Origin of the sequence: Paenibacillus sp. FSL R7-0204 (assembly GCF_038002225.1) — a bacterium.
GTDB lineage: Bacteria > Bacillota > Bacilli > Paenibacillales > Paenibacillaceae > Paenibacillus_AQ.
In genome coordinates this window covers 4,177,952-4,203,786 of record NZ_JBBOCA010000001.1, presented here as the reverse complement: position 1 = coordinate 4,203,786, position 25,835 = coordinate 4,177,952, and the positions used below count along the sequence as shown (strand labels likewise).

Genomic DNA, 25,835 nt, shown 5'->3' with positions numbered 1-25,835 from the left:
AGTAAACTTCCCCTAAGTATATAAATGGTTGAGAGTGTACCGACTCCGCTTGTTAGCTACTTGTTCTGCTGATACGGCTTACGCCAAGCCTGGATGTCACTGTTCAATCCGGCGAGATCAGGCAAGGGCACTGCCTCGTCCGTTAACTGATACTTGGCTTTCAGCGCCAGAATACGGTAGACACTCTCGTCAATCCGTGCTTCGGAGATACTGCCGTTCTTGACGCTGTCCAGCAGCGCGGCGCGAACGGTTTGTTCATTCTTGTATTCATGGGCGACCAGCAGGATATCGCTGCCGGCCAATACAGATTCTACTGCCGCAGCTGGGAGGCTGTAATTCTTAATGATTGCGCCCATGGTCATGTCATCCGTAATGACTACACCTTCGTATCCCATCAGCCCGCGGAGCTGCTGGCCGATAATCACTGGGGACAGAGAGGCAGGCTTGTCCGGGTCGAGCTTCGGATACAGGATATGGGCCACCATTACAGCATCGGCCTTCTCCCGGATCGCTGCCTGGAATGGCAGCCATTCCAGTTCTGCCAGCTGGGTCTCCGTCTTGTTGATCACAGGCAGCTCCAGATGGGAGTCTACAGAAGTATCGCCATGGCCGGGATAATGCTTAACCACGGGAATTACGCCTTCACGCTCAAGTCCCTGCATCTCGGCAATGCCAAGCCGGGTGACAAGCTCTGCGCTGTTGCCGAAGGAACGGTCACCAATCACCGGATTATCCGGGTTGCTGTTGATGTCGAGGACCGGCGCGAAGTCCATATTGAAGCCGGAGGATTTCACCGCCCGGGCAAGCAGTTCGCCCATTGTTCCGGCAGCGGCGGCATCGTCTCCCTTGCCGACAGCAGCGTTCGAAGGGAAGGCGGCATAGTCAGCGGGGAGACGGCTGACCTTGCCGCCTTCCTGATCGACACTCATGAACAGCGGTGCAGAATTCCCCGCATTACTCTGCTTCAAGGCGTTGGTCAGCTGCACCAGCTCCTTCAGGCTGCCGACATTACCCGAATACAGAATGATTCCGCCCACCTTATCTTCGGCAATCATCTTCCGCGCATCAGCACCTGTTGTTTTGCCTTGGATGCCGACCAGCAGCATCTGCCCGATTTTCTCCTCCAGGGTCATTCCGGCGAGCTTCAGGGAGACGGGGTCAGGGGTGGCCGTGGCCGCTGGTGACGGAGTCGCTGGAGCTTCGGTTGCCGCAGGCGTCTGTACAGCAGCCGGAGAGGTTGACGCCGATACCGGGGTGGAGCCGGTATCGGTGCTAACCTGCGCGGAATTTTCATTCTCCTCACAGCCGCTTGCCAGAAGCAGGCAGGCGGAGGCTGCGAGCAGGAGTAGTGCGCGGCGGGTGGAATTATTTTTTATTTTATTACGGCTGAACCATTTCATCGCGGGAATCTTCCTTTCGATTGCGGTTTGGCGGATAAGAATGATAGAATGAACAAGACATTACATATGAGCTTGCTTCAAGCATAATCAATACTATAGGATGAGGTGACCTGTCAATGAAAGAGCAATTAATGAACACGCTTAATGAACAAATGAATTTCGAATTCTATTCTGCTCACGTCTATCTTGCGATGGCTGCGTATTGTTCCGGTGAGAGCCTGGACGGATTCGCCAATTTCTTTCTGGTGCAGGCTGAAGAAGAACGGTTCCATGCCATGAAGATCTACAAATTCCTGAATGACCGCGATTACCGGGCCACCCTTGCGGCGATGCCTGAACCGAACAATGAGTATAGCTCCATGTTGGATGCGTTCGAGCATGCCTTCGCACATGAGCAGCAGAATACGAAGAAATTCTATCATCTGGCGGATCTGGCCCTGGATGAACGGGAGCATGCGACGATCTATTTCCTGAAATGGTTCATTGATGAGCAGGTGGAAGAAGAGGCGCTCTTCAGCAACATTATCGCCAAGCTCAAACGGATCGAAACCGACAGCAATGCCTTCTATATGCTGGATGCAGAATTTGCAGCACGTTCGTTCACTCCTCCAGCGGAGTAGAGGACAGCCAGTGTAACCGGATCATACGCAAGCTCAGCGGCATTCTCCTGAAGAGGGGAAGCCGCTTGTTTGTGTGCAAATATAAGAAATTATATGTTTCACACAATAACTTATCCTTCTATTTCTCGCTGAAACGGTACCGTCCTTGAGAGGACGGCAACGCCGTTTCTGCTTGGCCGACCCAGGGTCACCATATAGTTAGACTACGTTTTGCGGTAAAAGTTACCCGGCCTGTCAGCAGCAGATGGACTGCAAAGTTGAACAAGGGCAAAGAATGTAGGGGGTGGCAACTTACTTCCGGGCTCCCAACTCTATTTAGCGGGGTTAACTCTTGCGCTGTCCGGCAACACTGTTTCTCTAGACCCACCCGTAATTCAGCGTGTAGTATGGAACAATACTAATCTTTGGAGGTCCTTTTTCTTGGAAAATTACAGTGATATCAAACAAAGTGAAAAAGGAGCATGGCTAAGTCTATTAGCGTACATACTCTTATCTGCTGTCAAATTATTCATAGGAACGGTGTCGGGCTCTCAGGCTCTCCTGGCTGACGGACTGAATAACAGCACCGACATTATTGCTTCTCTGGCCATCCTGACCGGGCTTAGGATTTCCCGCAGACCCCCGGATTCCAACCATAGCTATGGTCATTTCAGAGCAGAGACAGTTGCCGCACTGGTCGCCTCTTTTATCATGATTGCCGTAGGCTTCCAAGTGCTCTATCAGGGTGTGAACAAATTCATTCAGCCTGTGCTGGAGACCCCTGATCTGATTGCCGCGTGGACGGCAGCTGCCTGTGCTGTGGTTATGATTGCAGTCTACCGTTACAACATCAGGCTTGCCCGCAACCTGAACAGCAATGCAATGCATGCAGTGGCGCAGGATAACCGTTCGGATGCACTGGTCAGCATGGGAGCCTTCGTCGGCATTATCGGCTCACAGTTCGGAATTCCCTGGTTAGATCCGCTCACAGCCACGATTGTCGGACTGCTGATCTGCAAGACGGCCTGGGATATTTTCCGCAAAGCTACACACGACCTCACCGACGGCTTCGATGCCGGTAAGCTTGCGCTGATGAAGCAGACGGTAGCTGAGATTGAAGGCGTGGAGTCGATTAAGGATATCAAAGCCCGTATTCACGGTAATAATGTGCTGGTCGATACTACAGTGCTGGTGGATTCCAGTCTGAATGTGGTGCAGAGTCACGATATTACGGAGGAGATCGAGGATCAGCTTAAGGACCGTCATCAGGTCTCTACCGTACTTGTCCATATCGAACCGATGTGACCAACAGGTGTACAACAAGAATAGTTACATGAAGAATTGCCTTGCTTTCGGGTGGGGCGATTTTTTGTGTTAGATAAGGCGCACTAAAGAAATTAACGAAAAGCAAAAAGAAGCGGAGGGGAAATTTGGAACTGTAGGAGCGATAGCGATCGCCTGAAAGCTTTCCGCAGGAAAGCTCGCATCGTAAGCATCAGCTAGTCACCGGATTTCTACCACGAATAGTGGTTTAAATCAAGAAACCTGGGGGCGGGCAGCGGCCGGAAGTCCAAATGTTCACCGCAGCGACGACCAAGCTTCGAGTTCAAACCTTGAGTACGTCTTATATAGATTGGGAAAAACGTTCTTCGCCCTGGCCCGGACTTGCCCGCATTGCAGGAACATGTATATAATATCAATGTGTTATTAACAAGCGATTCCTATTAATCGATTCAAGACAAGGAGAATATCCATGCCAAATCAACCAGTCACCGACCCCAACGGCTTAAACGAGGAGCAATTCCTGAAAAACTATAATGTTGGCAGCTACGAACGTCCGTCTGTCACCGTCGATATGCTGATTTTCACTGTAATGGAGCAGGAGCAGGATAACTACCGCAAGCTGGCGGATAAGTCCTTGCAGCTCTTGCTGATTCAGCGCGGGGAGCATCCTTTTCTGGGACAGTGGGCCTTGCCGGGAGGGTTCGTGGGGATCAGTGAGAGCGTAGAAGAAGCTGCCCGCCGGGAGCTGTACAGCGAGACTAATATCGATAATATCTACATGGAGCAGCTGTATACCTGGGGCGATGTAGACCGTGATCCGCGGATGCGGGTGATCAGCTGCTCCTACATGGCGCTAGTGGACCGCAAGGCTCTGGACGTACAAGCAGGGGATGATGCAGCCGCAGCTGCCTGGTTCGACGTTTCGTACCACATTCTGGAGACCCGCCGCGAGGTGCTGGAGCAGGACGTCCGCCAGGAGACACTGGTGGAGATTATACTGGAGAGTGAGCAGGAGAAGCTAAGCGGGGTCGTCAAGCTTACCGAGACGATTCAAGGGCATGTCCGGCAGGTCAGCCGTGAGATCGTGCGCAGCACAGGGTTTTCTTTTGACCATCTGCTCATGGTGCAGTATGCCATCGAACGTCTGCGCGGCAAGGCGGAATATACCGATATTATCTTCAATCTCATGCCGCCGTTGTTCACCTTGTCCGAGCTGCAGCGCGTGTATGAGATTATCCTCGGCAAAGAGCTGCTCGCCGCCGCCTTCCGCCGCAAAATCGCAGAGCGGGTCATTGAGACGGATCAGAGCACCCGGGATGCCGGACACCGTCCCTCGAAGCTGTACCGGTATAACCGGGAATGGAATTTATTTTGAGAACGCCCTTCTGTCCGGCAACGCCGCCTTGGCCTTGTGATGTTCTTAATAGAACTTTCATAGGGAAAAGCAGACAATTAGTTATATTTTGACTATTTGATTTATGGCAAAGGACAGGGTGAGCCTATGATTAGCTGGAAGGATTCGTATGATATCGGAGTAGAAAAGATTGATTGTCAGCACAGACAGCTGCTGGTGAAGCTGAATGATTTTTTTGAAGCCTGCAGCAACCAGCAGGGCAAAGAAAAAATCGAAGAAACGCTGAAGTTCCTCAAGGACTATACCGTGGAGCATTTCGGCAGTGAAGAGCAGCTGATGAAGGATATCAGCTTCCCGGAGCTGTCGGAACACCAGAAGACGCACGCTGAGTTCGTGCAGACTGTGCTTGATCTGGAAGAGAGTATTAAGAACAAAGGGGTATCGGTCTTATCCACCATTAAGCTGAACCGGACGCTGACAGACTGGCTAATTAATCACATTCACAAGTGTGACAAACTGATTGGGGAATGCATCGCTGCAAAGGGCAACCAGGCGGTCTAACTGAATGATCGGGAACAAGGAGATGCTGTAAGGCATTTCTTTTTTTATATTAGCTGCTTGGATATGAATCCTATTGCCTGTTGATATTATCATAGTATCCAGTTTGTTAAGGGGGGAGGATCATCATGGATTGCCTGGGGTGCAGAATTGCGAACGGGCTTGAGCCTGACCTGAATATCGTCTATGAGAATGAATATATCACCTGTGTACTCGATATCGATCCCTTCAATGAAGGCCATACCCTGATTCTGCCCAAAAAGCACTATTGGGACGTCGATGAGATGGATGCGAAGACTGCACATGCTGTTATGGAGACTTCACAAAAGCTCTCCGCCTTGCTCAAACGTCTATACCAGCCGGACGGGATCAGAATCATTGCCGACGGCGGTAAATTCAATGATCTGACCCACTATCATATGCATGTGCTTCCCCGGTATGAGGGGGACGGGCTACTGTGGGGAGAGCCGCTGCGCCCGGACGGAGCCGGGGAACGGCTGGGCGAGACGAGACGGAGAATGGTAGAAGCGTTGGCGGAGAAAAAACCTATGCTGAAAAAAGCGATGGACACGCTAGAGTTTCTGAGCCAGGACGCCGCAGCGCGAGTGGCTTATGATGCCGGGATGAAGGCGCTGAGCGATGAGCATTCCCGTATTGAAAGTGCCGAAGCAAAGGGTAGAACGGAGACAAGTAAAGAAATTGCTATTAAACTTCTAGACCGCGGTATAGACCTGCAAACCATTTCCGAAGCCACCAGCTTACCGGTAGAAGAAATCAAGGGACTAAGACAATAAACGGAAATACGCATTCCATCAACGGCAGCCGCAGGGCTGCCTTTCTTTTTTGTCCAAGGGGAACTCAGGTTTATCACAGGTTGGCGGCACAGTTTATACCTGGTGAATACTTTGTGTTATGATTTGAAGTAGATCGTATAGAAACTTACTTTAAGGGAGTGGGATTTAGTGAAAAACATGCGGATGCTGGCCGGGGCTGCGGTCATGGTGCTGGTGCTTGGACTGGTGAATGTCTACATTGGATGGCATCTGTCCGTATTGCTCCAGGCATGGCTGCCGGGGATAAATACTGCTGCGTACTGGACTGTCTTTCTTGTCATTTCCTTCTCTTATATGATTGGCCGGGTGCCTCTGCCGCAGGCGCTGAGACCGTTAGGCAGGTTGTTCAAGGTGATCGGCTCTTATTATCTGGCTTGTATGGAGTTCGCCGTGATCATGCTGCCGCTGACCGATCTGCTCTATGGTGTGCTGGCGCTCGCAGGCGCGAATCTCTCCGCATTCGTAACGGAAGCAGGAACTACATTGCTGGTATTGCTCGCCGTCTTCCTGATCTGGGGATCGCGCAATGCCTGGAGTACTGTGGTGCGGACCCACCGGCTTAAGGTGGAAAAATCCATCGGAACCAGCGTTCCGCTGACGGTAGCGGTAGCCTCCGACCTGCATCTGGGCAACATTGTCGGCAACCGCCATCTGCGCAGAATGGTCAGGGAGATGAACGCGATGAACCCGGATATCATTCTGCTGGCCGGAGATGTGCTGGATGACAGCATTGAACCTTTTCTCCGCAATGGGATGGAGCAGCAGCTGAAGCAGCTGAAGGCACGTTATGGGGTCTACGCTGTGCTGGGAAATCACGAATACTACGGCGGATCGATTGCGCAGTATACGGAGGTTATGCATAGTGTCGGCATTCAGGTGTTACAGGATGAAGTGGTGGAGACTTCGGGAGTCTACGTGGTCGGGCGCAAAGACAAGACTGCTGAAGCTATGGAGGCCGGTGGACGGCTCAGCGTGGAAGCTTTACTGGAGGGTCTTGACCGCAGTAAGCCGATCCTGATGATGGATCATCAACCGACTGGCTTTGGCATCGCTTCAGAGGCTGGAGTGGATGTGCTGCTGTCTGGACATACCCACCGGGGGCAGATTGCACCGAATCACTGGATTACCCGGCGCCTGTTCGAACTGGATTGGGGCTATCTGCTCAAAAATAAGCTGCATGTCATCGTCTCGTCCGGCTACGGAACCTGGGGACCGCCGATCCGGCTGGCCAGCCGCTCGGAGCTGATTAAGCTGGAGCTTGTGCTGGAAGGCAGTAGGAGCTATGGTGAAGAAAAGGTGTCACCTGCGGCTAAGCCTGTTCTAATCTAACGGAAACCTTCATGCGGCTGTATTGAACCCTCTGCCTTCCTTAGGAAGGATAGGGGGTTTTTGTTTGTCTATGGGTGAGTTGGTGCAATTCTTTTGACAATCCTGACGGAATCAGATAATCTATCTCTAGATATAGTTAAGCTATTAACTAAATGGAGTTGACGACTGCTAATGGATGATTTACAAAAGGTTGTGCTTGAGCTGCCGCTTGAAAATAGGGTTTTCTTCGCCTTGGTGGGAGCGACTGCCGGCACTGTGGCCGTCTCGGAGAAATATTGGCAGGCGCAGGGGCTGAACGGGGCAAGAATTCGCGTACTGGTTGAGATTGCGAAGGAAGGAGGGGCGATCCTGCCTTCGCTGCTTGCTGAGCGAATCGCGGTAACCAAAGCCAATATCAGCCTGCTGCTGACTCCGCTGGAGAAGGATGGCTATATTACGCGGGCGGCTCACGCACAGGATGGCCGTAAGACAGTCATTTCGCTGACTGAAGCAGGTAAGCGTCTGCTGCTGGAACAGCTGCCGGGGAACCGGGAAGCAGTTGCGGAGGTAATGAACCGGCTGGATGAGCCGGAGCTGCAGCTGCTGCTGAAGCTGCTGAATAAGCTGAGCAGAGGATAGAAGGTGTGGAATGTTCCGCATGCCGGGAGGCTGCCCGCAGACAGAGATTATATATAGCAGCTGGAATATGACGGTGGATATGTGAAGAAATCTGATTCCAATAAGGAAAGGATGTTATCGCCTATGACGACAATATTGATTACGGGAGCAAACGGGCAACTGGGAAGTCTAATTCTGGAGAATCTGCGTAGCAGCATCCCTGTAGGGCAGATCATTGCCGGAGTAAGAAGTGTTGAGCAAGCTACTTTTATCCGGGAGCAGGGAATTGAAGTCCGCAAGGTGAATTATGATCTGCCGGAAACACTGAATGAAGCTTTTCGCGGGATTTCCCGGCTCCTGCTGATCTCCAGCTCGCATACGGATGACAATGTTCGTCTGTCCCAGCATAAGCGGGTGATTGATGCGGCTAAACGAAGCGGTGTGAGGCATATCCTATATACTGGTTTTGCATTCTCAGGGCGGAGAACAGATCAGAGCAAGCCGGATAATGTGCATACATGGACGGAACAGGCGATTATAGACTCCGGGCTGGAATATACCTTTTTGCGCAATGCTCTTTATATTGATTTCGTAGGGGTGCTGGGGCTGAAGGAAGCCCTCTCCAGCGGAGAGCTGGTGACGGCACCGGGAGAATGGAAGTTTAACTCGGTAGGTCGACGGGATCTTGCATTGGCTGCTGCTGCTGTGCTGGCCGAAGAGGGAGCAGGCAACCGGATCTATGAATTGACCGCTCCGCAGACCTGGGATTTTGGCGATCTGGCCGAAGTTCTGACAGAGGTTGCCGGCAATCCGGTGGTGCACCGTCAGGATGACGGAATTCAGCACTGGATCTATGCTTTTATGAGCAAGCTGGATACGGCTTCCACCTCCGGGGATTTGGAGCGGCTTATGGGCAGACCGGTCACCCCACTGAGGGACAGCATTCTGCCTTTTATAGTGTAGGACGTACTGACCTAAGTGAGCTTGTTGGTTTGGAGTCCTATTGTTTTGAGCAGGGTTTGTTGCTAGTATGATGTCATTGACAGGCAAGCCGGAGGGGGCGTATGTAAGTTGAAAAAGATACTGGTAGCCGACGACGATGTTCATATCCGCACGCTGCTGCGGCATGTTCTTACCAGAGAGGGATATCAAGCGATAGAAGCCGGAGACGGGCGGGAAGCGGCGGCGCGCATGAAGGAGCAGACGGTCGATCTGGCGGTGGTGGATGTGATGATGCCGCATATGGACGGATTGGAGCTGTGTGCATACATAAGGGAGAACTATGATATTCCCGTTATTCTGCTGACGGCCCGCCAGCAGCTCAGCGATAAGGAGCAGGGCTATCTGCACGGGACGGATGATTATGTGACTAAGCCTTTTGAGCCGGAGGAGCTGATCTTTCGCATCAAGGCCTTGTTCCGCCGTTATTCCATCGCCTCAGATGATCGGATTCGCCTGAATTCGCTAGTGATAGACCGTAAGAATTACGAGATCAGTGACGGTACAGAGGTGCTGCTGCTGCCGGTGAAGGAGTTCGAGCTGCTGGCCCAGCTGGCCCAATATCCGGGACGCCTGTTCACGCGTGGTGAGCTGATTGAGCTGGTCTGGGGAGCGGACTACGAAGGGGACGAGCGGACGGTGGATGTTCATATCAAGCGCCTGCGTCAGCGGTTCAGCGAATACCAGAATGATTTTATCATCCGCACGGTACGGGGAATTGGCTACAAAGTGGACATGGTGAACGCATGAGATCGCTCTATGTACGGATGAGTATTATCTTCTGCTCGGTGATTATGATCAGCAGTGTGCTGGGATTTCTGGTCTCTAACCTCTATTACCAGTCCCAAGTCAAGCCGAAAAATGATGCTAAGCTGACCCGGATGGCCATAGGTTTGCAGCAGTTCATTGAGGATCACCCGGATGCGGTGGAAGAATATCTCCTGAGTACGGCTTCCCTGGGGTACAAAATGTATCTGGTCAATGGCGATGGAGAGGAACGCTTCTACGGCCTGCCTTTCCGCAAAAATGACCTCAAGGACGAGGCGCTGCGCAAGGTGCTGGACGGGGAGATCTACCATGGGGTGGGGAATTTCCCCGGCCAGCTGTTCGTGACAGGGTTCTTCGATAACCAGCTCAGCAATTCCATTGGGGTGCCGGTCCATATTAACGGGGAGACCTATGCCTTGTTCATGCGTCCGGATGCCCAGGTGCAGTTCGGGGAGCTGCGGATCTTTTTTGTCGTGATTATTGGAGTCATTATTCTGCTAAGTCTGTGGTTCATGCTGATTACTGTATTTCATGTGGTGCGGCCGATCACCCGGCTAACCGAGGCCACGCTCCTAATCTCCAAGGGGCGCTACGACATTAAGCTCTACACCGCACGCCGCGACGAGATCGGCCAACTGGCTTCCCACTTCATGACGATGAGCCGCGAGCTGGAACGTACGAACCGGGCAAGACAGGAGTTTGTCGCCAATGTGTCGCATGAGATTGAGTCACCGCTAACCTCAATTCAGGGCTTCGCCCATGCGCTCCAGGACGGTACTCTGCCGGAAGCTCAGCGCCAAGAGTATCTGTCCATTATCGGGGATGAGAGCCGGCGGTTGTCCATGCTCAGCACACAACTGCTCACCTTGTCTTCGCTGGATTATGACGAGCATGCTCTGCAGAAAAGAAGCTTCGATCTTCGCGCCCAGCTGCGGCAGGTGATTCAGATTATGGAGTGGCATCTTACGGAGAAGGAACTGGCGGTAAGGCTGCATGCCGGAGAAATCCGGCTTACGGGCGATTCCAATCTGCTCTATCAGGTGTGGATGAATCTGGTGACGAATGCGGTCAAATACACCCCGGCGGGCGGGAACCTCAGTATCGCAGCCCATGTGGAGGGCCAGCAATGTATTGTAACAGTGACCGACAACGGGGCGGGTATTCCGGCGGAGCAGCTGCCGATGATCTTCGACCGGTTCTACAAGGTGGATCAGTCGCGATCCCGTGAGCCAGGCAGCAGCGGGCTGGGGCTGGCCATCGCCCAAAAGATCGTCCAGGCGCATGGCGGAAGCATCGAGGTAACGAGTACAGTAGGGGAAGGAACAACGTTCACTGTCACTCTGCCCTGCCACCCTGCCGCTATATAGGTTGAACTAAAAATTTAAAGTTAAAGGAAAAGTGGCGGAGGGGAATTTTGGAACTGGAGGAGCGTTAGCCTTCTCTGGAGTCACGGCATTCCCAAAACATAATACCGTTTAGTTCAATCTATATAGTGTAATTCTTTATTCATACTCCGTTCATCTTCACTCTCTAAACTGTGGATATACAGATTAGAAGGAGTGGTTATATGTTCTTGGCAATAAGGGAGATGAGGCACTCCAAAGCACGCTACAGTCTCATTATGGTGATTATGCTGCTGGTCTCGTTCCTAGTGCTGTTCGTCACCGGCCTGGCCAGAGGGCTTGCTTATGCTAACATTTCAGCGCTGAAAAATATGCCCGCCAATTACTTTGCCGTGCAGAGCGACGCGGATCATACCTTCAGGCGTTCACAGTTAACGGATACGGAGCTTGCGGCTGCCCGGTCGGTAGCCGGAGAGGCGAACGCGACTCCGTTGGGGGTACAGACCAGTACAATTACGGCTGCCGGTGCAGATGTTAAAGCGGATATTACGTTTTTTGCTGTAGATATGACTGGGATGTTGGCTCCTGATGTAACGGAAGGTGCCGGAATCACCAATGAGGTTCAAGGCAGTGCAGTTGCGGATTCGAAGCTGGAGCAGTCAGGCGTTACCATTGGCAGTACGATCCGTGATCAGGCTTCCGGCATGAGCTGGACGGTTACCGGCTTCGTGAAGGACAGCTCCTACAGCCATACTCCGGTGGTCTATATCAACCAACTGGACTGGCAGGCGATGAAACAAGGAGCGGTTCAGGGCGGCGGCAGTTCAGGCAATGCCAATGCTCCGTACAATGTTATCGCGCTGGATGTAACGGCAGCTCAAGCTGCGCAAATTGCGGATCAGCAGCAGTCCGTAGAGGTAATTACGCAAAAGCAGGCAATCGCCAGTGTTCCCGGTTACTCCGCCGAGCAGAACTCGCTGCTGATGATGATTGTGTTCCTGTTCGTGATTGCCGCAGTAGTTCTTGCTGTATTCTTCTATGTCATTACGATCCAGAAGACCAGCCAATTCGGTATCCTGAAGGCAATGGGGACCAAGATGTCCTATCTGGCCTGGAGTGTAGTCGGTCAAGTGATGCTGCTGTCTGTCGCCAGTCTGGCGCTGGGCATTCTGCTTACGCTTGCGATGAATATGGGCCTGCCTGACACGATGCCGTTTGAGCTGGACGGGCAGACGATGGCTATGACCAGTCTGCTGTTCATAGGGATGTCCCTGCTGGGCTCGTTAATTTCGGTAGCAAGAGTGGCCAAGGTGGATGCTTTGGAAGCGATAGGGAGGACTGGAGCATGAGTGCGAAATTAGTGATGAAGCAGGTAACCAAGACTTACGGAGACGGGGACGGGGCGATGACCGTTCTGAACCATCTGAACCTTACGGTGAACGAGGGCGAATTCATAGCAGTACTGGGACCATCCGGCTCCGGGAAAAGCACGTTTCTCTCCGCAGCCGGCGCTCTGCTCACGCCCACCAGCGGTGAGATCATCCTCGACGGCGAATCACTGCGTGACAAGGACAAGGGGGCACTGACGGAGCTGAGGCTGAAAAAAATCGGCTTCATGTTCCAAAGTGCGCAGCTGCTGCCGTTCCTGAAGGTAGAGGAGCAATTGCTCTATTTAGCGAAGCTTGCTAAGCTCAGCCAGAAGGAAGCGAAGGTGCGTGCCGCCTATCTGCTGAAGCGTCTGGAGATCTGGGAACGCCGCAACCATTACCCCGAACAGCTGTCCGGGGGCGAGAAGCAGCGGGTGGCGATTGCCCGGGCATGGATGAACAAGCCGGCCATTCTGTTCGCGGATGAACCTACAGCCAGCCTGGATTACAGCCGCGGCCGGGAAGTCGTGCGGATGATCGCCGACGAGGTGCGGAGCGAAGGCAAGGCCGCCGTGATGGTAACTCATGACGAACGGATGCTCGACTGGTGCGACCGGGTGCTGCATCTGGAGGATGGCGTGCTGGTTGAAGCGCATAGCCTTAATTAATTGGAACTGAACCCTGGGGATGGGGTTCAGTTTTTTTGAATGGCGGTTTCCCGCTCCATGATGCTTTCACACGCCCGAGTAGGCCATAAACCCGCCGTCTACGGGGATGGTTACCCCGGTTACGAACCCGGACATGCGCTCATCGGCCAGCCAGAGCAAGGTGCCGAGCAGATCCTCCGGTGTGCCGAAGCGGCGCATCGGGGTCTGGGAGATGATTTTGAGCGAACGTTCGGTCAGTTCACCGTTCGGGTTCTTCAGCAGCTGTTCATTCTGTGCGGTGACGAAGAAGCCGGGGGCGATGGCATTCACCCGTATGCCGGACTCTGCCAGATGAACCGCAAGCCACTGCGTAAAGTTGTTGATGCCTGCCTTGGCCGCACTGTAAGCCGGGACCTTGGTGAGTGGCGAAGCGGCGCTCATGGAGGAGATGTTGATTACCGCAGCTCCGGGGCGTCCGAGCATCTGCTTGGCGAAGATTTGGACTGGAATTAATGTTCCGGTCAGATTGAGGTCGAGGACCGTGCGGAAACCGTTCACGGACAGATCGAAGAAGGAGACGACATCGGGGTTCTCCGGGTCTCCCGGCTCCAAGGTCTCCTTGGTGGTGATCGCAGAAGGCTGATTCCCCCCGGCTCCATTGATTAACAAGTCGCAGGACCCCCACTGCTTGTGGATCTCTTCCGCTGCCTGCCGGACACTCTCTGCATCCATAACATCGCAGGCCAAGGCTAGAGCCTGACCGCCGCCGGAAGTGATCTGGGCAGCCAGAGCCGCTCCCTTGGCCTCCGTACGGTTCAGGATAGCTACCTTCATGCCTTGCCGGGCCAGCTCCAGCGCCATAGCGCTGCAGAGGGCTCCGGCTCCTCCGGTAATTACAGCAGTCTTGCCTGCCAGTGCAGGCTGTAATGCCAACTCAGTCATAGTGATCCAACCCTTCTTGGTGAAAGTATGATCTTGCGTCAGGTTATATCAGTCTGCGGATCTTTGCTTATAATATTGCGGATATTTCTCCATTAGCATCTCCTGGTCGGCGATCGTCAGGGCCATATGCTCCTGCATAATCTGATCCCCTTGCTGAATATTATGCTGCTCAATGGCTTCATATAGAGAATAATGCTGCCGATACAGATGCTCCCAGTTGTGATCTGCCGTGAGCTTGAGCATCCGGCTGCGGTTCAGGTGAACCTTGATCTGCTGGATGACCTCCCAGGTATTTTTTTTATTGCAGCCCATGAAAATCACATGATGGAACTCTTCGTCCAGCATGAACATTTCTTTATAGTCCTGGTCCTCGATGCAGAGCTTCTGCTTGTCCAGATTGGCCTTCAGATCAATAAGCTTCCTGGCCTGGAAGGTGTTGCACGCTTCCCGGATGACCGCCCGCTCCAGATGCTCGCGCATGAAGCGGGCTTCTTCCACGAGCTCGGAATCAATCAGGGAGACCACCGTTCCCCGCTGGGGATATACGGCAAGCAGGCCCTCCTGGGCCAGACGGACGAAGGCCTCCCGGACTGGGGTGCGGCTGACGTTGAATTTCAGCGAAATCTCTTTCTCAGAAATGCCGGTTCCGGGCGGCAGCTCCAGCAGCAGAATCTGATTCTTCAGTGAACGATACACGATGTCCCTTGTGGAGAGTGCTTGTGTACCGATAGTGTATTCCATCGTGTAACCCTCCTGCTATAGTTATTGTAAGCACTACCATACTACCATACAAGTATGGTAGTATGGTAGTGCTTACGGGCATAAGCGTCTCCCGTCCGCATCAGGACGGTATCCGTGGCCCGCCAATATCATAGACGAGAGGCTGGAGAACAATATGAGTACATCATCTTTTATTCATGACGACTGGCTGCTGTTAAGTCCAAGTGCACAGAGATTGTATCACGATTATGCTGCCGCAATGCCGATTTACGATTTCCACAGTCATCTGAATCCGCAGGAGATCAGCAGTAACCGCAGGTTCCGCAATATTGCTGATCTCGCCTTGTCCGGGGATCATTATAAGTGGCGGGCGCTCCGCTGGCTGGGCGTTGACGAACAGCTAATTACCGGGAATGCACCGGACAAAGACAAGTTCATGGTCTGGGCGCGTTCCCTGCCGGAGATGGTGGGCAATCCGCTCTACCACTGGACTCATCTGGAGTTGAAGCGCTACTTCGGGATCGACGAGCTGCTCTCTGGAGAGACTGCGGACAGTGTGTGGGAACGCTGCAACGAGCAGCTCCAGGGAGATGAACTGACTACGCAGGGGATTCTCAAAAAACTCAATGTCGATGTGGTCTGCACAACGGATGATCCCATTGATTCACTGGAGCATCACATCCAGATTAAGAAGGATCATGCGCTTAAGGCGGTGGTCGCTCCAACCTTCAGACCGGACCGGGTATTGAATATCCGTGATGAAGGGTTCACCGGATACGTAGGTCTGCTTGGTGAGGCGAGCGGTCTTGAAATCCACGATTACTCGGGGTTCCTCCAGGCTGTGACGGCGCGGATCGATTATTTCCATAAGCATGGCTGCCGGCTGTCGGATCAGGCTTTCGGCGAGCTGCCGCATGCCCAGTCTACAGAGCATGAAGCGGCCTACATATTCGCCCGTGCCTTCAAAGGGGAAGAGATCAGCCCGCAGGAGGAACAGAAGTTCCAAAGCCATACGCTGATCAAATTAGGCCGGCTCTATCATGAGCGGGGCTGGAGCATGCAATTGCATATCGGAGCGCTGCGCAACAACAATACACGGATGTTCAGTGCTATCGGCAAGGACAGCGGCTTCGATTCGATTCTGGATTTCAATATGGCCCGCAGTCTCAACGCGCTGTTGAATGAGCTGGATGCCAGTGGACAGCTGCCGAAGACCATCGTCTACACACTGAACCCTTCGCAGTATGAGATGATCGCCACCGCAATCGGCAATTTCCAGGGGGATGGCATCAAGGGCAAGGTACAGATGGGCTCCGGCTGGTGGTTCCATGATCAGAAGGAGGGCATGCTGCAGCAGTTGAAGGCGCTATCCAGCATTGGCCTGATCAGCCCTTTTGTCGGCATGCTGACTGATTCCAGAAGCTTCCTGTCCTTCACGCGTCATGAATACTTCCGGCGCATTCTCTGCAACCTGTTCGGCACGTGGATCGAAGAGGGGGACCTGCCGCGAGACTATGCCTTGATCGGCCGGACCATTGAGAATATATGCTACAACAATGCGGATGCTTATTTCGGGATTAAGTAGGGAGCAGGAGCGCAGCATACCATTCATGGGTTGACGCAGTGAAAAAATCAGCAGGCCTCTTAGAGAGGCATGCTGATTTTTTAATTGTTCAGGAATTATGTCTTTCAAGGCACAACAGCAAACCGATTATAATTGGACTGGCAGCGCCGCGTAGGCCGAATGTAATCGAAAAACCGATTACAATTGGACTCGGAGCGCCGCGTAAGCCGAATGTAATCGAAAAACCGATCACAATTGGACTGTGAGGGCTACGTAAGCCGAATGTAATCGAAAAACCGATCACAATTGGACTCGGAGGGTAGCGTAAGCCGAATGTAATCGAAAAACCGATCACAATTGGCCGTTACAGCGGAATATGGACCAATGCAGCATACATTGTTCGCGCGAAGGTAATCTTATTCATCCGTTAGGGTGATTATGTTCTGATAATCCGTTGCATTCTACCTCGTACTGCTCCGGTAAGCAGACGGGGATACGCCAGTCGATTTCTTGAACACCTTGGAAAAGTGGGCCAGCTCCATGCCGACCTGCTCGGCGATACTGGAGATGCTGAAATCGGTATAGGAGAGCTGTCTCTTAGCCAGCTCCATCCGTTTCAGCTGGACATACTGCATCGGCGGAACACCGATGAATTTCTTGAAGTAGGGAATGAAATAGTTCGGGTGCAGATGGACCCGCTCTGCCAGTTCCTCCACCGTCAGCGGCCGCATTAGCCGTTGATCGATGTAGCCCATCACATTTGCCAGCTTACCCTGGTCGCTTGTATGCGTCAGATCGTCAAGGAAATTGCTGTAGCCTCCAGATTCCAGGCAGAGGGACAGCAGCGTAAGCAGCGCGGCCTGCGTCCGCAGGGTAGCGAGGAAGCCGGTATCCTGGAACCATTCAATCATCTCTGCAAACATCGTCCGGGTGGCCTCCGGGTCAGGCACATCACAGATGTAGAGCTTATTCGCCGAATGAAACAGCGGCCATTCCCCGATCTGCGCATCGAAGTGGCAATAGTAGCGTGTATAAGGATCATCACGTGAAGTATCCGTGGTCTGGGTAGAGCCTGCGGGCATAATCATCAGCTGTCCGGGTCTCGGATAGTACGCCACTCCGTTGATAATCACCTTGCCTTCGCCGGAATCAATGTAGTAGAGCCGGTTGAAGGCAGGGGTCTCATTCGTCCGGTTCCATCCCGGATATCTGCTGGTTAATTGGGCATGGGTAACGGTAACCGTCAGGTTGTGCAGCAGGCGTCCGGTCAAATTACCATTGCCTTTCGCAGTCATATTCATATCAGGGCTCCTTAAAATAAGGCTATAAAGCTATTATAACGCTTCCATTTATCCAATACATCTTATTATTATACAAATATACCTTAATTACAGTCATGGCCTCCACAGGCAAATAGGGTTATCCTCATATCATAAACTGTTTCAGGAAGGGACTGGACGATGGATAAGGTGAAATTTGGAATTATTGGCGTTGGGGGGATGGGGCGGACCCATGCACAGAGTCTGCTGAGTGATATTAAGGGGGCCGAGCTAACGGCCGTATGCGACATCAGCCCTGAGCGGCTGGAATGGGCAGAGGAGCATTTGCCGGATCATGTGCAGCGCTTTCTGTCGCCGGAGGAACTGTTCAAGTCCGGGATCATTGATGCGGTGATGATTGCCACCCCGCATTATGATCATCCGCCGCTGGCGATTGCAGCGCTGGGCTACGGGCTGCATGTTCTGATTGAGAAGCCTGCCGGTGTCTATACGAAGGCAGTACAGGAGATGAACGACGCCGCAGCGAAGTCTGACCGCAAGTTCGGCATTATGTATAACCAGCGGACGAACCCGCTCTATCAGAAGCTGAGAGACTTGATCCAGTCCGGGGAACTGGGGGAGATCCGGCGCACCAACTGGATTATTACGAATTGGTACCGCTCTCAGAGCTATTACGATTCCGGCGGCTGGCGGGCGACTTGGGGCGGGGAAGGCGGCGGGGTACTGCTGAACCAGGACCCGCACCAGCTTGACCTCTGGCAGTGGACTACCGGGATGATGCCTAAGCGGGTACGCGCTTTTTGCCAGTTCGGGAAGTACCGGAATATTGAGGTTGAGGATGATGTGACCGCCTATGTGGAATATGAGAATGGCGCAACGGGGCTGTTCATCACGACTACAGGAGAAGCGCCGGGGACGAACCGGTTCGAGATTACTGGCGACAACGGTAAAATCGTCATCGAAGACGGCACGCTGACCTTCTTCCGCCTTCGCACCCCGGAGCCGAAGTTTAATGCGGAATATACCGGAGGGTTCGGAGCACCGGAGTGCTGGAAATGCGAGATTCCGGTGGAGGCCGGCAATGGAGAACAGCATAAGGGCATTCTGCGCAACTTCACCAATGCGATCCTGCATGATGAGCCGCTGCTGGCTCCGGGGGAAGAGGGCATTCACGGGCTGACCCTGTCCAATGCCATGTATCTGTCTGCGTGGACTGACAACTGGGTGGACCTGCCGATCGACAGCGAACTGTTCTATGAGAAGCTGATGGAGCAGGTGGAGAATTCGACTTTTCAGAAAGCGCCGGTCAGCCAGAAAGCCCTGGATGTATCGGGTACCCACTAGACGAACCTTACTCTTACGCAAACTCAAACTTAACTAGGAGTGGATGAATACAATGAATCGTTCAACGATTGCCGCCCAAATGTATACTCTGCGAGAATTTACCCAGACGCCGGAGGCCTTGCGGGAGAGCCTGCGGAAGGTGAGCAGTATCGGGTACCAGGCTGTCCAGATCTCCGGGAACGGTCCGATGGACCCTAAGCTGGTGAAGGAATATGCCGATGAATTTAATCTCAAAATATGTGCGACACACGTTCCCTGGGACCGGCTGGTGAATGATCTGGATGCACTCGCCGCCGAACATAAGCAGTGGGACTGCAAATACATCGGTCTTGGCTCGCTGCCTGCGGAATATCAGACCAGTCAGGAAGGCTACCGCACCTTCGCCAAGCTGGCTTCCGGCATTGCACGTACGCTGAAGGAAGAGCATGGCCTGCAATTTGTGTATCATAATCATGATTTTGAATTCGAACGGTTTGACGGTCTGACCGGCATGGAAGTGATGCTGAAGGAGAGTGATCCGGAGGTCTTCGGCTTCGAGCTGGATCTGTACTGGGTTCAGGCCGGGGGCGGAGATCCTGTAGAGTGGATTCACAAGGTGGAAGGCAGAATGCAGGCCGTGCATTTCAAGGATATGACTATTCTGAACCGTAAGGCAGTGTTTGCCGAGATCGGCCAAGGCAATATGAACTATGGAGCGATTATTGAGGCCTGCCGCAAGACGGGGGTGGAATGGCATATCGTGGAGCAGGATGTGTGCCAGCGTGATCCGTTCGAGAGCCTGGAGATCAGTCTCCAGAATCTGCATTCCAGATTGGAGGTGCAGGCATGAGCCGCAAGGATGGAATGATGTATGCCCCGGTACATGAGGCGAAGCCTGTGGTGGGACCGGGTGAATTCGTAATCGCTGCGTTGGCGCTGGATCATGGGCATATCTACGGGATGTGCAACGGGCTTGTAGAGGCGGGTGCCGAGCTGAAGTGGGTATACGATCCTGACCCCGAGAAGGTAAAAGCGTTCCTGAACAAGTATCCCGGCGTCAGAGCCGCACGTTCTGCTGAAGAGATTCTTGAAGATCCTGAGGTCCGGCTCGTAGCAGCGGCGGCCGTTCCTTCGGAGCGCGGTCCGCTCGGTCTGCGGGTGATGGCACACGGAAAGGATTATTTCACGGATAAATCTCCGTTCACTTCTCTGGACCAGCTCGCCGCAGCACGCCTTCAGGTAGAGAAGACGGGGCGAAAATACATGACGTACTACAGTGAGAGACTGCATGTAGAGAGCGCTGTCTATGCGGGTCAGCTGGTGCAGCAGGGGGCGATTGGCCGTGTGCTTCAGGTGATGGGACTGGGGCCGCACCGGTTAAATGCACCAAGCCGGCCGGAATGGTTCTTCCAGCGTGACAAATACGGCGGCATTCTCTGTGACATCGGCAGTCATCAAATTGAACAATTCCTCTTCTACGCGGGCTGCCGTGATGCTAAGGTAATGCACAGCAAGGTCGCCAACTACAACAATCCGGCTTACCCGGAGCTGGAGGATTACGGGGATGCTACACTGGTTGGGGATAACGGGGCTACGCAGTATTTTCGCGTGGACTGGTTCACTCCGTCAGGACTCGGAACCTGGGGCGACGGCCGGACGATCATTCTTGGTACAGAAGGTTATATCGAACTGCGCAAATACAGCGATATTGGCCGCTCCAGCACACCGGATCATGTCTACTGGGTAGACGGCGAGGGAGAGCATTATGAGCATGTGGCCGGGAAGATCGGCTTCCCGTTCTTCGGTGAGCTGATTCTGGACTGCCTGGAACGGACGGAGAAGGCGATGACCCAGGAGCATGCGTTCAAAGCGGCTGAGCTGTGTCTGGAGGCGCAGCGGCAAGCGGTGAATCTGACCCCGGATACGCTCAAATAGTTGCAGGACAGCTAGCAGAAGATCGAAAGGTGGTTAAGATGAATACTAATGGAGCAGCGATTATCGGCTGCGGGGCGATTGCCCCGCTGCATGCCAGAGCCATTGCTTCCATCGACAATGCGCGACTGGTAGCCGTGGCGGACAGTGACCCTGTTCAGGCAGCACAGTCTGCTCAGGATTACGAATGTGAAGGCCTGACAGATTACAGGGAACTGCTGGAGCGCGCAGATATCGGCATCGTCCATCTCTGCACGCCGCATCATCTGCATGCCGGAATGGCGGTGGAGCTGCTGAAGGCGGGCAAGCATGTGTTAACCGAGAAGCCTATGGCGCTGGATGTGCCTTCAGCCCGCTTGATGCAGGAGGCGGCGGAGCATTCTGCAGGACAACTGGGTGTAGTATTCCAGAACCGATATAATGAACCTTCAGTGCGGATCAGACAAGTGATCGATTCCGGCAGCCTGGGCAATCTCCTCTGTATGAAGGGTCTGGTAACCTGGACCCGGACTGAGGAGTACTACACGAACAGTACATGGAGAGGCCGCTGGGCTACAGAAGGCGGAGGGGTATTGATCAATCAGGCTATCCATACCCTGGATCTGCTGCAATGGTTCGGCGGTGACATTGATTCCGTGAAAGGCAGTGTCAGCACCGATGTGCTGAACGATGTCATCGAGGTCGATGACAGCGCGCATGCGTGTATCGACTTCAAGAACAAGGCGCGCGGACTATTCTACGGAACCAATGCGTATCAGGCCAATTCACCGGTGGAGCTGGAGCTGGTCTTCGAGCAAGGGACCCTGCAGCAGCGCAGGGACAGCCTGTATCTGTGGAAGGATGGTCAGGAGACGCTGCTCTGCGAGCCGCAGAGCATCAGCAGCGGCGGGAAATCGTACTGGGGCACCGGGCATTCACGGTTAATTCATGATTTCTACGCCCATATCCGTGAAGACCGCAGGTTCTGGATTGACGGTGCTGAGGGCATCAAAGCGCTCACGCTGATTGCAGAGATCTATAAGTCCTCGGGGAGCCGGAATCTGGTTCCGCAGGTCTAGTATTCATCAACCGGCTGATGCTGGAATAGGCTGTCTCTTATGCAGGGTTCTGCTTAAGGGATGGCCTTATTTGAAATATAGAAGTTATAGGTTTCACACGATAACTTATCCTTCTATCTCTCGCTGAAACGCCGTTACAGCTTAATCGCAAGCCAGCAAGCTTCAATGGTCTGCTGAATCTGCTGCTCGTTAAGCGGGTACTTTCTGTCCAAATAGCCTTTGATCACAGCAATTAATATTCCGTAGATCATCTGATAGCACAGGCACACATTCATTTCCCGGATGATTCCCTGCCGCTGGCCTTCTTCAATGATGGAGAAAATCTCTAAGGTGGAGGGAGCCGGTGTGTTCCGCAAATCCTCGGAAATATAGGGCGAAGAGCAATAGCTCTCTGTGAAATCAACCTCTTTGGGGTAGTGAAGCGAGTAGGTGGCTGTATTCTTCAGCAGACTCTTCACACGCTCATAGATCGTTAATCCAGGGTCATAACCGTTCATAACGAACTCATTTTTATGTATGCGGACCTTTTGGTACAGCTCATTGACCAGTTGCTCTTTGTTCTCGAAATAATGGTAGAATGTGCTGGAGCCGACATTGGCGCTCTTAAATATTTTGGCAAAAGTAACAGATTGTAAGCCCTCTTCAGTAATCAAATCAAGGGTTGCCTGAAGAATATCATCGCGTTTACCCATCATTACACCTCGCTAGCGGAAAAATCATTCTATAAAATAGTACAGCTTCTGCAAGGAAATGTCAATTATCAGAATGTCTATTCCGCTGTGAAGTGGAGAAAAGATTGAATTTGTGGTGGAATAGACAATAAAAGAACTATATTTATGTCAAAATCAGGAGAAGTGGAATTTTCATTCTGAATTTATTTGAAGTTTGATTTTCTTCCTTTTAGAATATCAATAGAATAAATATTCTATTTCTTAAGCTTATGAATAGATTGCTAATACAAGCAATCCAATTGACTTTTAGACCATTAGGCTTTATCTTCAGTACAGGTTTACCTAGAGTCAGCAGAAGAGAGACAGGGAGTGGGAGTATGGCTATGGAACAGGCAATGTTTGCCGGAGGCTGCTTCTGGTGCATGGTCACACCGTTCGAAGAGCTTCCCGGAATTGAGGGGATTGTATCAGGTTACGCCGGAGGAACAGTTGATAATCCGACTTATGAGCAGGTGAAGACAGGGACAACCGGCCATTATGAGGTGGTGCAGATCACTTATGACCCTAAATTATTCCCTTATGAGCGCCTGCTGGAGTTGTTCTGGCCGCAGATAGACCCGACGGATGACGGCGGACAGTTTCAGGACCGGGGAACACAGTACCGCACGGCGGTATTCTATTATACGGAAGAGCAGCGCCGGACTGCACTGGCTTCCCGTGAGCAGGTGGCGGTTAGCGGCCGGTTCGAGCAGCCGGTAGTGACGGAGATTCTGCCTGCGCCGGTGTTCTATCCGGCAGAAGACTATCACCAGGACTATCACAAGAAGAATCCGAAGCATTATAAAGAGGACCGTGAGCAATCGGGGCGGGATACCTTTATTTCGCAGCATTGGGAGTAGCGAATACGTGATAGAAGCGTATAAAAGCCTTTAATGACCAGGCATCTGGGAATTAAGGGCTTTTTGCTATTTTTGCAGCACCGAACCAAAATATGGGAACCGAAATCCGAAATTCTGTACCTACTAAATAGCTATCAGAGCTACTATAATCATATTTGTAAGCGGATACAGAAATTCCAATATAATTCAGGAGGAATGTTAGAATGTCCAAAAAATGGCTAATGACGATGCTTGCGTTCGTGCTTCTGCTCTCTTGCCTGCCCATGTTCAATTCCAAAGCAGCCGCGGCAGACTACACCCAAGGGGTAGACCTGTCGGGAACCTCGGCTACCATCTGGTTCAAATCCACAGTAAATACCAGTTGGGTGGACGTCCATTACAAGGTGAATTCGGGGACTCAAAGCAATTTCCGATCAACGTATAACAACAGCAAATCGCGTTATGAGCAGGTGGTTACAGGAATCGCCAGCGGCACAGTACTCTCTTACTTCTTCACCTACAACAACGGCACTCCGGCGTATGACACCGGCTGGTTCAACTACACTGCCGGAACTGCACCAACCACAGGGCCGACAACTCCGCCGTCCGGTTCTTCAGGCTCCATCTATTCCATTGCTGCTTCTTCAATCCCGACACCGCCAGCTGGCTCTGTCTCCGTCAAAGTCATGAACGGAACAGGCGGTGCTTATCCTGACAGCCAGATCTACTGGGGAGTGCTCGGCATCAACCCGGCCAATGGCAAATGGAGTTATCTGGACCTGAATGGCAATCTCACTCCGATCTCGAATGCGCTGAACAATGCTTCAGGCCATCTGACCAAGAGCGGCGTGAATTATGCCAATATCTATCACACGATTAATGAGGCTTCCTGGGTAACGCTGCCCAAAATCACCTCCGGCCGCATGTTCCTCAGTGTAGGCACACCGCTGTACATCAAGACCTATGACGACGGCTTCGCCGGACCGGATATTGATAATCCGACCGATCCTAACCGTAATCTCTATTTCGACTTCGTTGAATTCACGGTAGATGCTACAGGCTATCATGGCAATACCACCCGTGTAGATGCCTTCGGCTTCCCGATCCAGCACCGGCTGGTAGGCTTGTCCGGCGGTTATGACAAGACGGTAGGAGAGCTGGAATCGGAGACACGGGCCGGCATTTTCACCAAATACCAGAATGAAGTTCCGTCCGCCTTCAAATCGCTGGCAACTGAGCAGGCACCTTACCGGATTATTGCTCCAGTCCATGGATCATTCAAAGCCGGTGGGGCCAATGCGAATTACTTTGCAGGGTATTCCAGCTATAGCACCCAGGATATTCTGCGCAATGACGGTTCGCTAATCGATGCCGCCACTTCCGCTGCGATCAACCGCCATGTCTACACCACTAGCAACTGGAACAACGTAGCGAACTATTACAATGCGGCTCCTGCGAACTTTTATGCGAAATTCTGGCATGACCACAGCATCAGCGGACTGGCTTACGGTTTCCCGTATGACGATGTGAACGGCCAGGCAGCCTACCTGGAAGTCGGTGACCCTAAAGGCCTGATTATCCGCGTGGCCTGGTAAGCATAGAGCCGATGGCTTCCAGCAGCACAGCTTCCTCAATCATCAGCACATGAGGGATATCGTGTAGAGAGCCGGTCCTGAATAGAAGCAGGCTGCCGACTCTCTTGCACGATTGAAGCTGGGAGTACAGGGAAGGATCATCATCCAGTGAAGGGAAAACTACACTACTCTTCTTCGTATTCCCCATTATGCGGACCCTGTTCCTGTAGCAGCTCCAAGGCTGGATAGGAGAAGCGTGCATACACCTGAGCATCATTCTCCAAGGTGAACAACCGACTGCCGTCAGGATGCCAAGCTGGTGAGAGATAACATCCCTGCGGGAACATCTCCCTGCTATGTAACCCGTCCTGCTGAATAGACAATTCGTACACGGATATACCATTCTGACCGGCCGCAAGCTCCAGTGTTACTGCATCGGACCCTGGGATATCCATCAGCTGCAGCGCACTGTCACCGAATGGATCTTCCAAGTCTAGTGAATGTGCTAACGTTCCGTCTCCGCTATGAAACACCGAAATCCGCAGAAATTCCCCGTCCAGCCTGGCTACAGACCAGATTAGCCCCCCATCACGCGAGAAAAGAACACTTACATACGCCCCGGCTTTGCTCCACAGCAAGCGGCCCGTAAAGTCTCCTGCGCCCATTGCCGCATCCTCCATAATGAAAGCCGCCAGCTCCCCCTCAGGATGGAACGAAAGGGAGTCCAGGTTAAGCGTTTGCATGCTATAGAGCTGTCCGGCTTCACGAGGCGTTAAGTCCGCATCCAGTCGGTACACTTAGCCTTCCTTGTCATA

26 protein-coding genes are annotated in these 25,835 nt (G+C 52.7%); 19 read left to right on the top strand and 7 right to left on the bottom strand.

The genetic code is table 11. The features are described 5' to 3' along the window. Positions 1–56: 56 nt before the first annotated feature. Complete coding sequence (gene nagZ / locus MKX42_RS18520; protein ID WP_340753793.1) at positions 57–1,400, bottom strand: beta-N-acetylhexosaminidase; 1,344 nt, start codon at positions 1,398–1,400, stop codon at positions 57–59. A 116-nt stretch (positions 1,401–1,516) separates the two neighbouring features. On the opposite strand from nagZ, the gene MKX42_RS18515 reads away from it, so the two are divergent. The 12 genes from MKX42_RS18515 (at position 1,517) to MKX42_RS18460 (ending at position 13,099) form a co-directional block, all read left to right on the top strand. Continuing rightward, on the top strand, positions 1,517–2,020 hold the full coding sequence (locus MKX42_RS18515) for a ferritin (protein WP_036694058.1): 504 nt from the start codon (positions 1,517–1,519) through the stop codon (positions 2,018–2,020). Between the two features lie 420 nt (positions 2,021–2,440). Next, positions 2,441–3,304, top strand: coding sequence for a cation diffusion facilitator family transporter (locus MKX42_RS18510; RefSeq protein WP_340753792.1), 864 nt, complete (start codon positions 2,441–2,443; stop codon positions 3,302–3,304). 448 nt (positions 3,305–3,752) lie between these two features. Continuing rightward, positions 3,753–4,658 (top strand): NUDIX hydrolase, encoded by a 906-nt coding sequence (locus tag MKX42_RS18505; protein WP_340753791.1) that lies wholly within the window; start codon positions 3,753–3,755, stop codon positions 4,656–4,658. A gap of 126 nt (positions 4,659–4,784) precedes the next feature. After that, on the top strand, positions 4,785–5,198 hold the full coding sequence (locus MKX42_RS18500; RefSeq protein WP_340753790.1) for a bacteriohemerythrin: 414 nt from the start codon (positions 4,785–4,787) through the stop codon (positions 5,196–5,198). A 125-nt stretch (positions 5,199–5,323) separates the two neighbouring features. Beyond that, a complete protein-coding gene (locus tag MKX42_RS18495) occupies positions 5,324–5,989 on the top strand; it encodes an HIT domain-containing protein (RefSeq protein WP_340753789.1) in 666 nt (221 codons plus the stop codon). Positions 5,990–6,166: 177 nt separating this feature from the next. Continuing rightward, positions 6,167–7,357 carry a metallophosphoesterase gene (locus MKX42_RS18490; RefSeq protein WP_340757728.1) on the top strand — a complete coding sequence of 397 codons (1,191 nt, stop codon included), beginning with the start codon at positions 6,167–6,169 and terminating at the stop codon, positions 7,355–7,357. 171 nt (positions 7,358–7,528) lie between these two features. Beyond that, positions 7,529–7,975: a MarR family winged helix-turn-helix transcriptional regulator gene (locus MKX42_RS18485; RefSeq protein WP_340753788.1), complete on the top strand. Its 447-nt coding sequence runs from the start codon at positions 7,529–7,531 to the stop codon at positions 7,973–7,975. A 123-nt stretch (positions 7,976–8,098) separates the two neighbouring features. Then, positions 8,099–8,917 carry an SDR family oxidoreductase gene (locus tag MKX42_RS18480; RefSeq protein ID WP_340753787.1) on the top strand — a complete coding sequence of 273 codons (819 nt, stop codon included), beginning with the start codon at positions 8,099–8,101 and terminating at the stop codon, positions 8,915–8,917. Between the two features lie 108 nt (positions 8,918–9,025). Then, complete coding sequence (locus MKX42_RS18475; protein ID WP_340753786.1) at positions 9,026–9,703, top strand: response regulator transcription factor; 678 nt, start codon at positions 9,026–9,028, stop codon at positions 9,701–9,703. After that, positions 9,700–11,088 carry a sensor histidine kinase gene (locus MKX42_RS18470; RefSeq protein WP_340753785.1) on the top strand — a complete coding sequence of 463 codons (1,389 nt, stop codon included), beginning with the start codon at positions 9,700–9,702 and terminating at the stop codon, positions 11,086–11,088. Before MKX42_RS18475 ends, MKX42_RS18470 begins: the two co-directional genes overlap by 4 nt. A 200-nt stretch (positions 11,089–11,288) precedes the next feature. Continuing rightward, positions 11,289–12,413, top strand: a complete 1,125-nt coding sequence (locus tag MKX42_RS18465; RefSeq protein ID WP_340753784.1) for an ABC transporter permease — start codon at positions 11,289–11,291, stop codon at positions 12,411–12,413. Next, positions 12,410–13,099, top strand: a complete 690-nt coding sequence (locus tag MKX42_RS18460; protein WP_340753783.1) for an ABC transporter ATP-binding protein — start codon at positions 12,410–12,412, stop codon at positions 13,097–13,099. The genes MKX42_RS18465 and MKX42_RS18460 overlap by 4 nt, the downstream gene beginning before the upstream one ends. 66 nt (positions 13,100–13,165) lie before the next feature. Here the strand turns inward: MKX42_RS18460 and MKX42_RS18455 are convergent, their stop codons facing one another. Both MKX42_RS18455 and MKX42_RS18450 read right to left on the bottom strand, forming a co-directional pair. Beyond that, positions 13,166–14,020: an SDR family oxidoreductase gene (locus MKX42_RS18455; protein ID WP_340753782.1), complete on the bottom strand. Its 855-nt coding sequence runs from the start codon at positions 14,018–14,020 to the stop codon at positions 13,166–13,168. 48 nt (positions 14,021–14,068) lie between these two features. Continuing rightward, positions 14,069–14,761 carry a GntR family transcriptional regulator gene (locus tag MKX42_RS18450; protein WP_340753781.1) on the bottom strand — a complete coding sequence of 231 codons (693 nt, stop codon included), beginning with the start codon at positions 14,759–14,761 and terminating at the stop codon, positions 14,069–14,071. A gap of 154 nt (positions 14,762–14,915) precedes the next feature. Between MKX42_RS18450 and uxaC the strand changes: the two genes are divergently transcribed. Then, positions 14,916–16,325 carry a glucuronate isomerase gene (uxaC, locus tag MKX42_RS18445; RefSeq protein WP_340753780.1) on the top strand — a complete coding sequence of 470 codons (1,410 nt, stop codon included), beginning with the start codon at positions 14,916–14,918 and terminating at the stop codon, positions 16,323–16,325. Between the two features lie 440 nt (positions 16,326–16,765). Here the strand turns inward: uxaC and MKX42_RS18440 are convergent, their stop codons facing one another. Then, entirely contained in the window at positions 16,766–17,605 is an 840-nt protein-coding gene (locus MKX42_RS18440) for an AraC family transcriptional regulator (protein ID WP_340753779.1), read from the bottom strand. A 159-nt stretch (positions 17,606–17,764) separates the two neighbouring features. Here MKX42_RS18440 and MKX42_RS18435 point away from each other — a divergent pair, with 159 nt between their 5' ends. The 4 genes from MKX42_RS18435 to MKX42_RS18420 are packed head-to-tail and all read left to right on the top strand — an operon-like array spanning position 17,765 to position 21,897. Then, a complete protein-coding gene (locus tag MKX42_RS18435; RefSeq protein WP_340753778.1) occupies positions 17,765–18,928 on the top strand; it encodes a Gfo/Idh/MocA family protein in 1,164 nt (387 codons plus the stop codon). Between the two features lie 52 nt (positions 18,929–18,980). Beyond that, positions 18,981–19,757, top strand: a complete 777-nt coding sequence (locus MKX42_RS18430) for a sugar phosphate isomerase/epimerase family protein (protein WP_340753777.1) — start codon at positions 18,981–18,983, stop codon at positions 19,755–19,757. After that, positions 19,754–20,842: a Gfo/Idh/MocA family protein gene (locus tag MKX42_RS18425; protein ID WP_340753776.1), complete on the top strand. Its 1,089-nt coding sequence runs from the start codon at positions 19,754–19,756 to the stop codon at positions 20,840–20,842. The genes MKX42_RS18430 and MKX42_RS18425 overlap by 4 nt, the downstream gene beginning before the upstream one ends. Before the next feature lie 38 nt (positions 20,843–20,880). Continuing rightward, positions 20,881–21,897, top strand: coding sequence for a Gfo/Idh/MocA family protein (locus MKX42_RS18420; RefSeq protein ID WP_340753775.1), 1,017 nt, complete (start codon positions 20,881–20,883; stop codon positions 21,895–21,897). A 134-nt stretch (positions 21,898–22,031) separates the two neighbouring features. On the opposite strand, the gene MKX42_RS18415 is transcribed toward MKX42_RS18420, so the two are convergent. Continuing rightward, entirely contained in the window at positions 22,032–22,592 is a 561-nt protein-coding gene (locus MKX42_RS18415) for a TetR/AcrR family transcriptional regulator (RefSeq protein WP_340753774.1), read from the bottom strand. Between the two features lie 359 nt (positions 22,593–22,951). Here MKX42_RS18415 and msrA point away from each other — a divergent pair, with 359 nt between their 5' ends. Together msrA and MKX42_RS18405 are read left to right on the top strand one after the other, a co-directional pair. Next, a complete protein-coding gene (gene msrA, locus MKX42_RS18410; RefSeq protein ID WP_340757727.1) occupies positions 22,952–23,467 on the top strand; it encodes a peptide-methionine (S)-S-oxide reductase MsrA in 516 nt (171 codons plus the stop codon). Positions 23,468–23,670: 203 nt separating this feature from the next. Then, the gene (locus MKX42_RS18405) at positions 23,671–25,041 is read left to right on the top strand and encodes a glycoside hydrolase family 64 protein (RefSeq protein WP_340753773.1); all 1,371 of its coding nucleotides are present in this window, start codon (positions 23,671–23,673) and stop codon (positions 25,039–25,041) included. Here the strand turns inward: MKX42_RS18405 and MKX42_RS18400 are convergent. Further along, the gene (locus MKX42_RS18400; protein ID WP_340753772.1) at positions 25,022–25,228 is read right to left on the bottom strand and encodes a hypothetical protein; all 207 of its coding nucleotides are present in this window, start codon (positions 25,226–25,228) and stop codon (positions 25,022–25,024) included. The two genes, MKX42_RS18405 and MKX42_RS18400, sit on opposite strands and share 20 nt — an antisense overlap. After that, the gene (locus tag MKX42_RS18395; RefSeq protein WP_340753771.1) at positions 25,206–25,817 is read right to left on the bottom strand and encodes a hypothetical protein; all 612 of its coding nucleotides are present in this window, start codon (positions 25,815–25,817) and stop codon (positions 25,206–25,208) included. Before MKX42_RS18395 ends, MKX42_RS18400 begins: the two co-directional genes overlap by 23 nt. Positions 25,818–25,835: the final 18 nt, after the last annotated feature.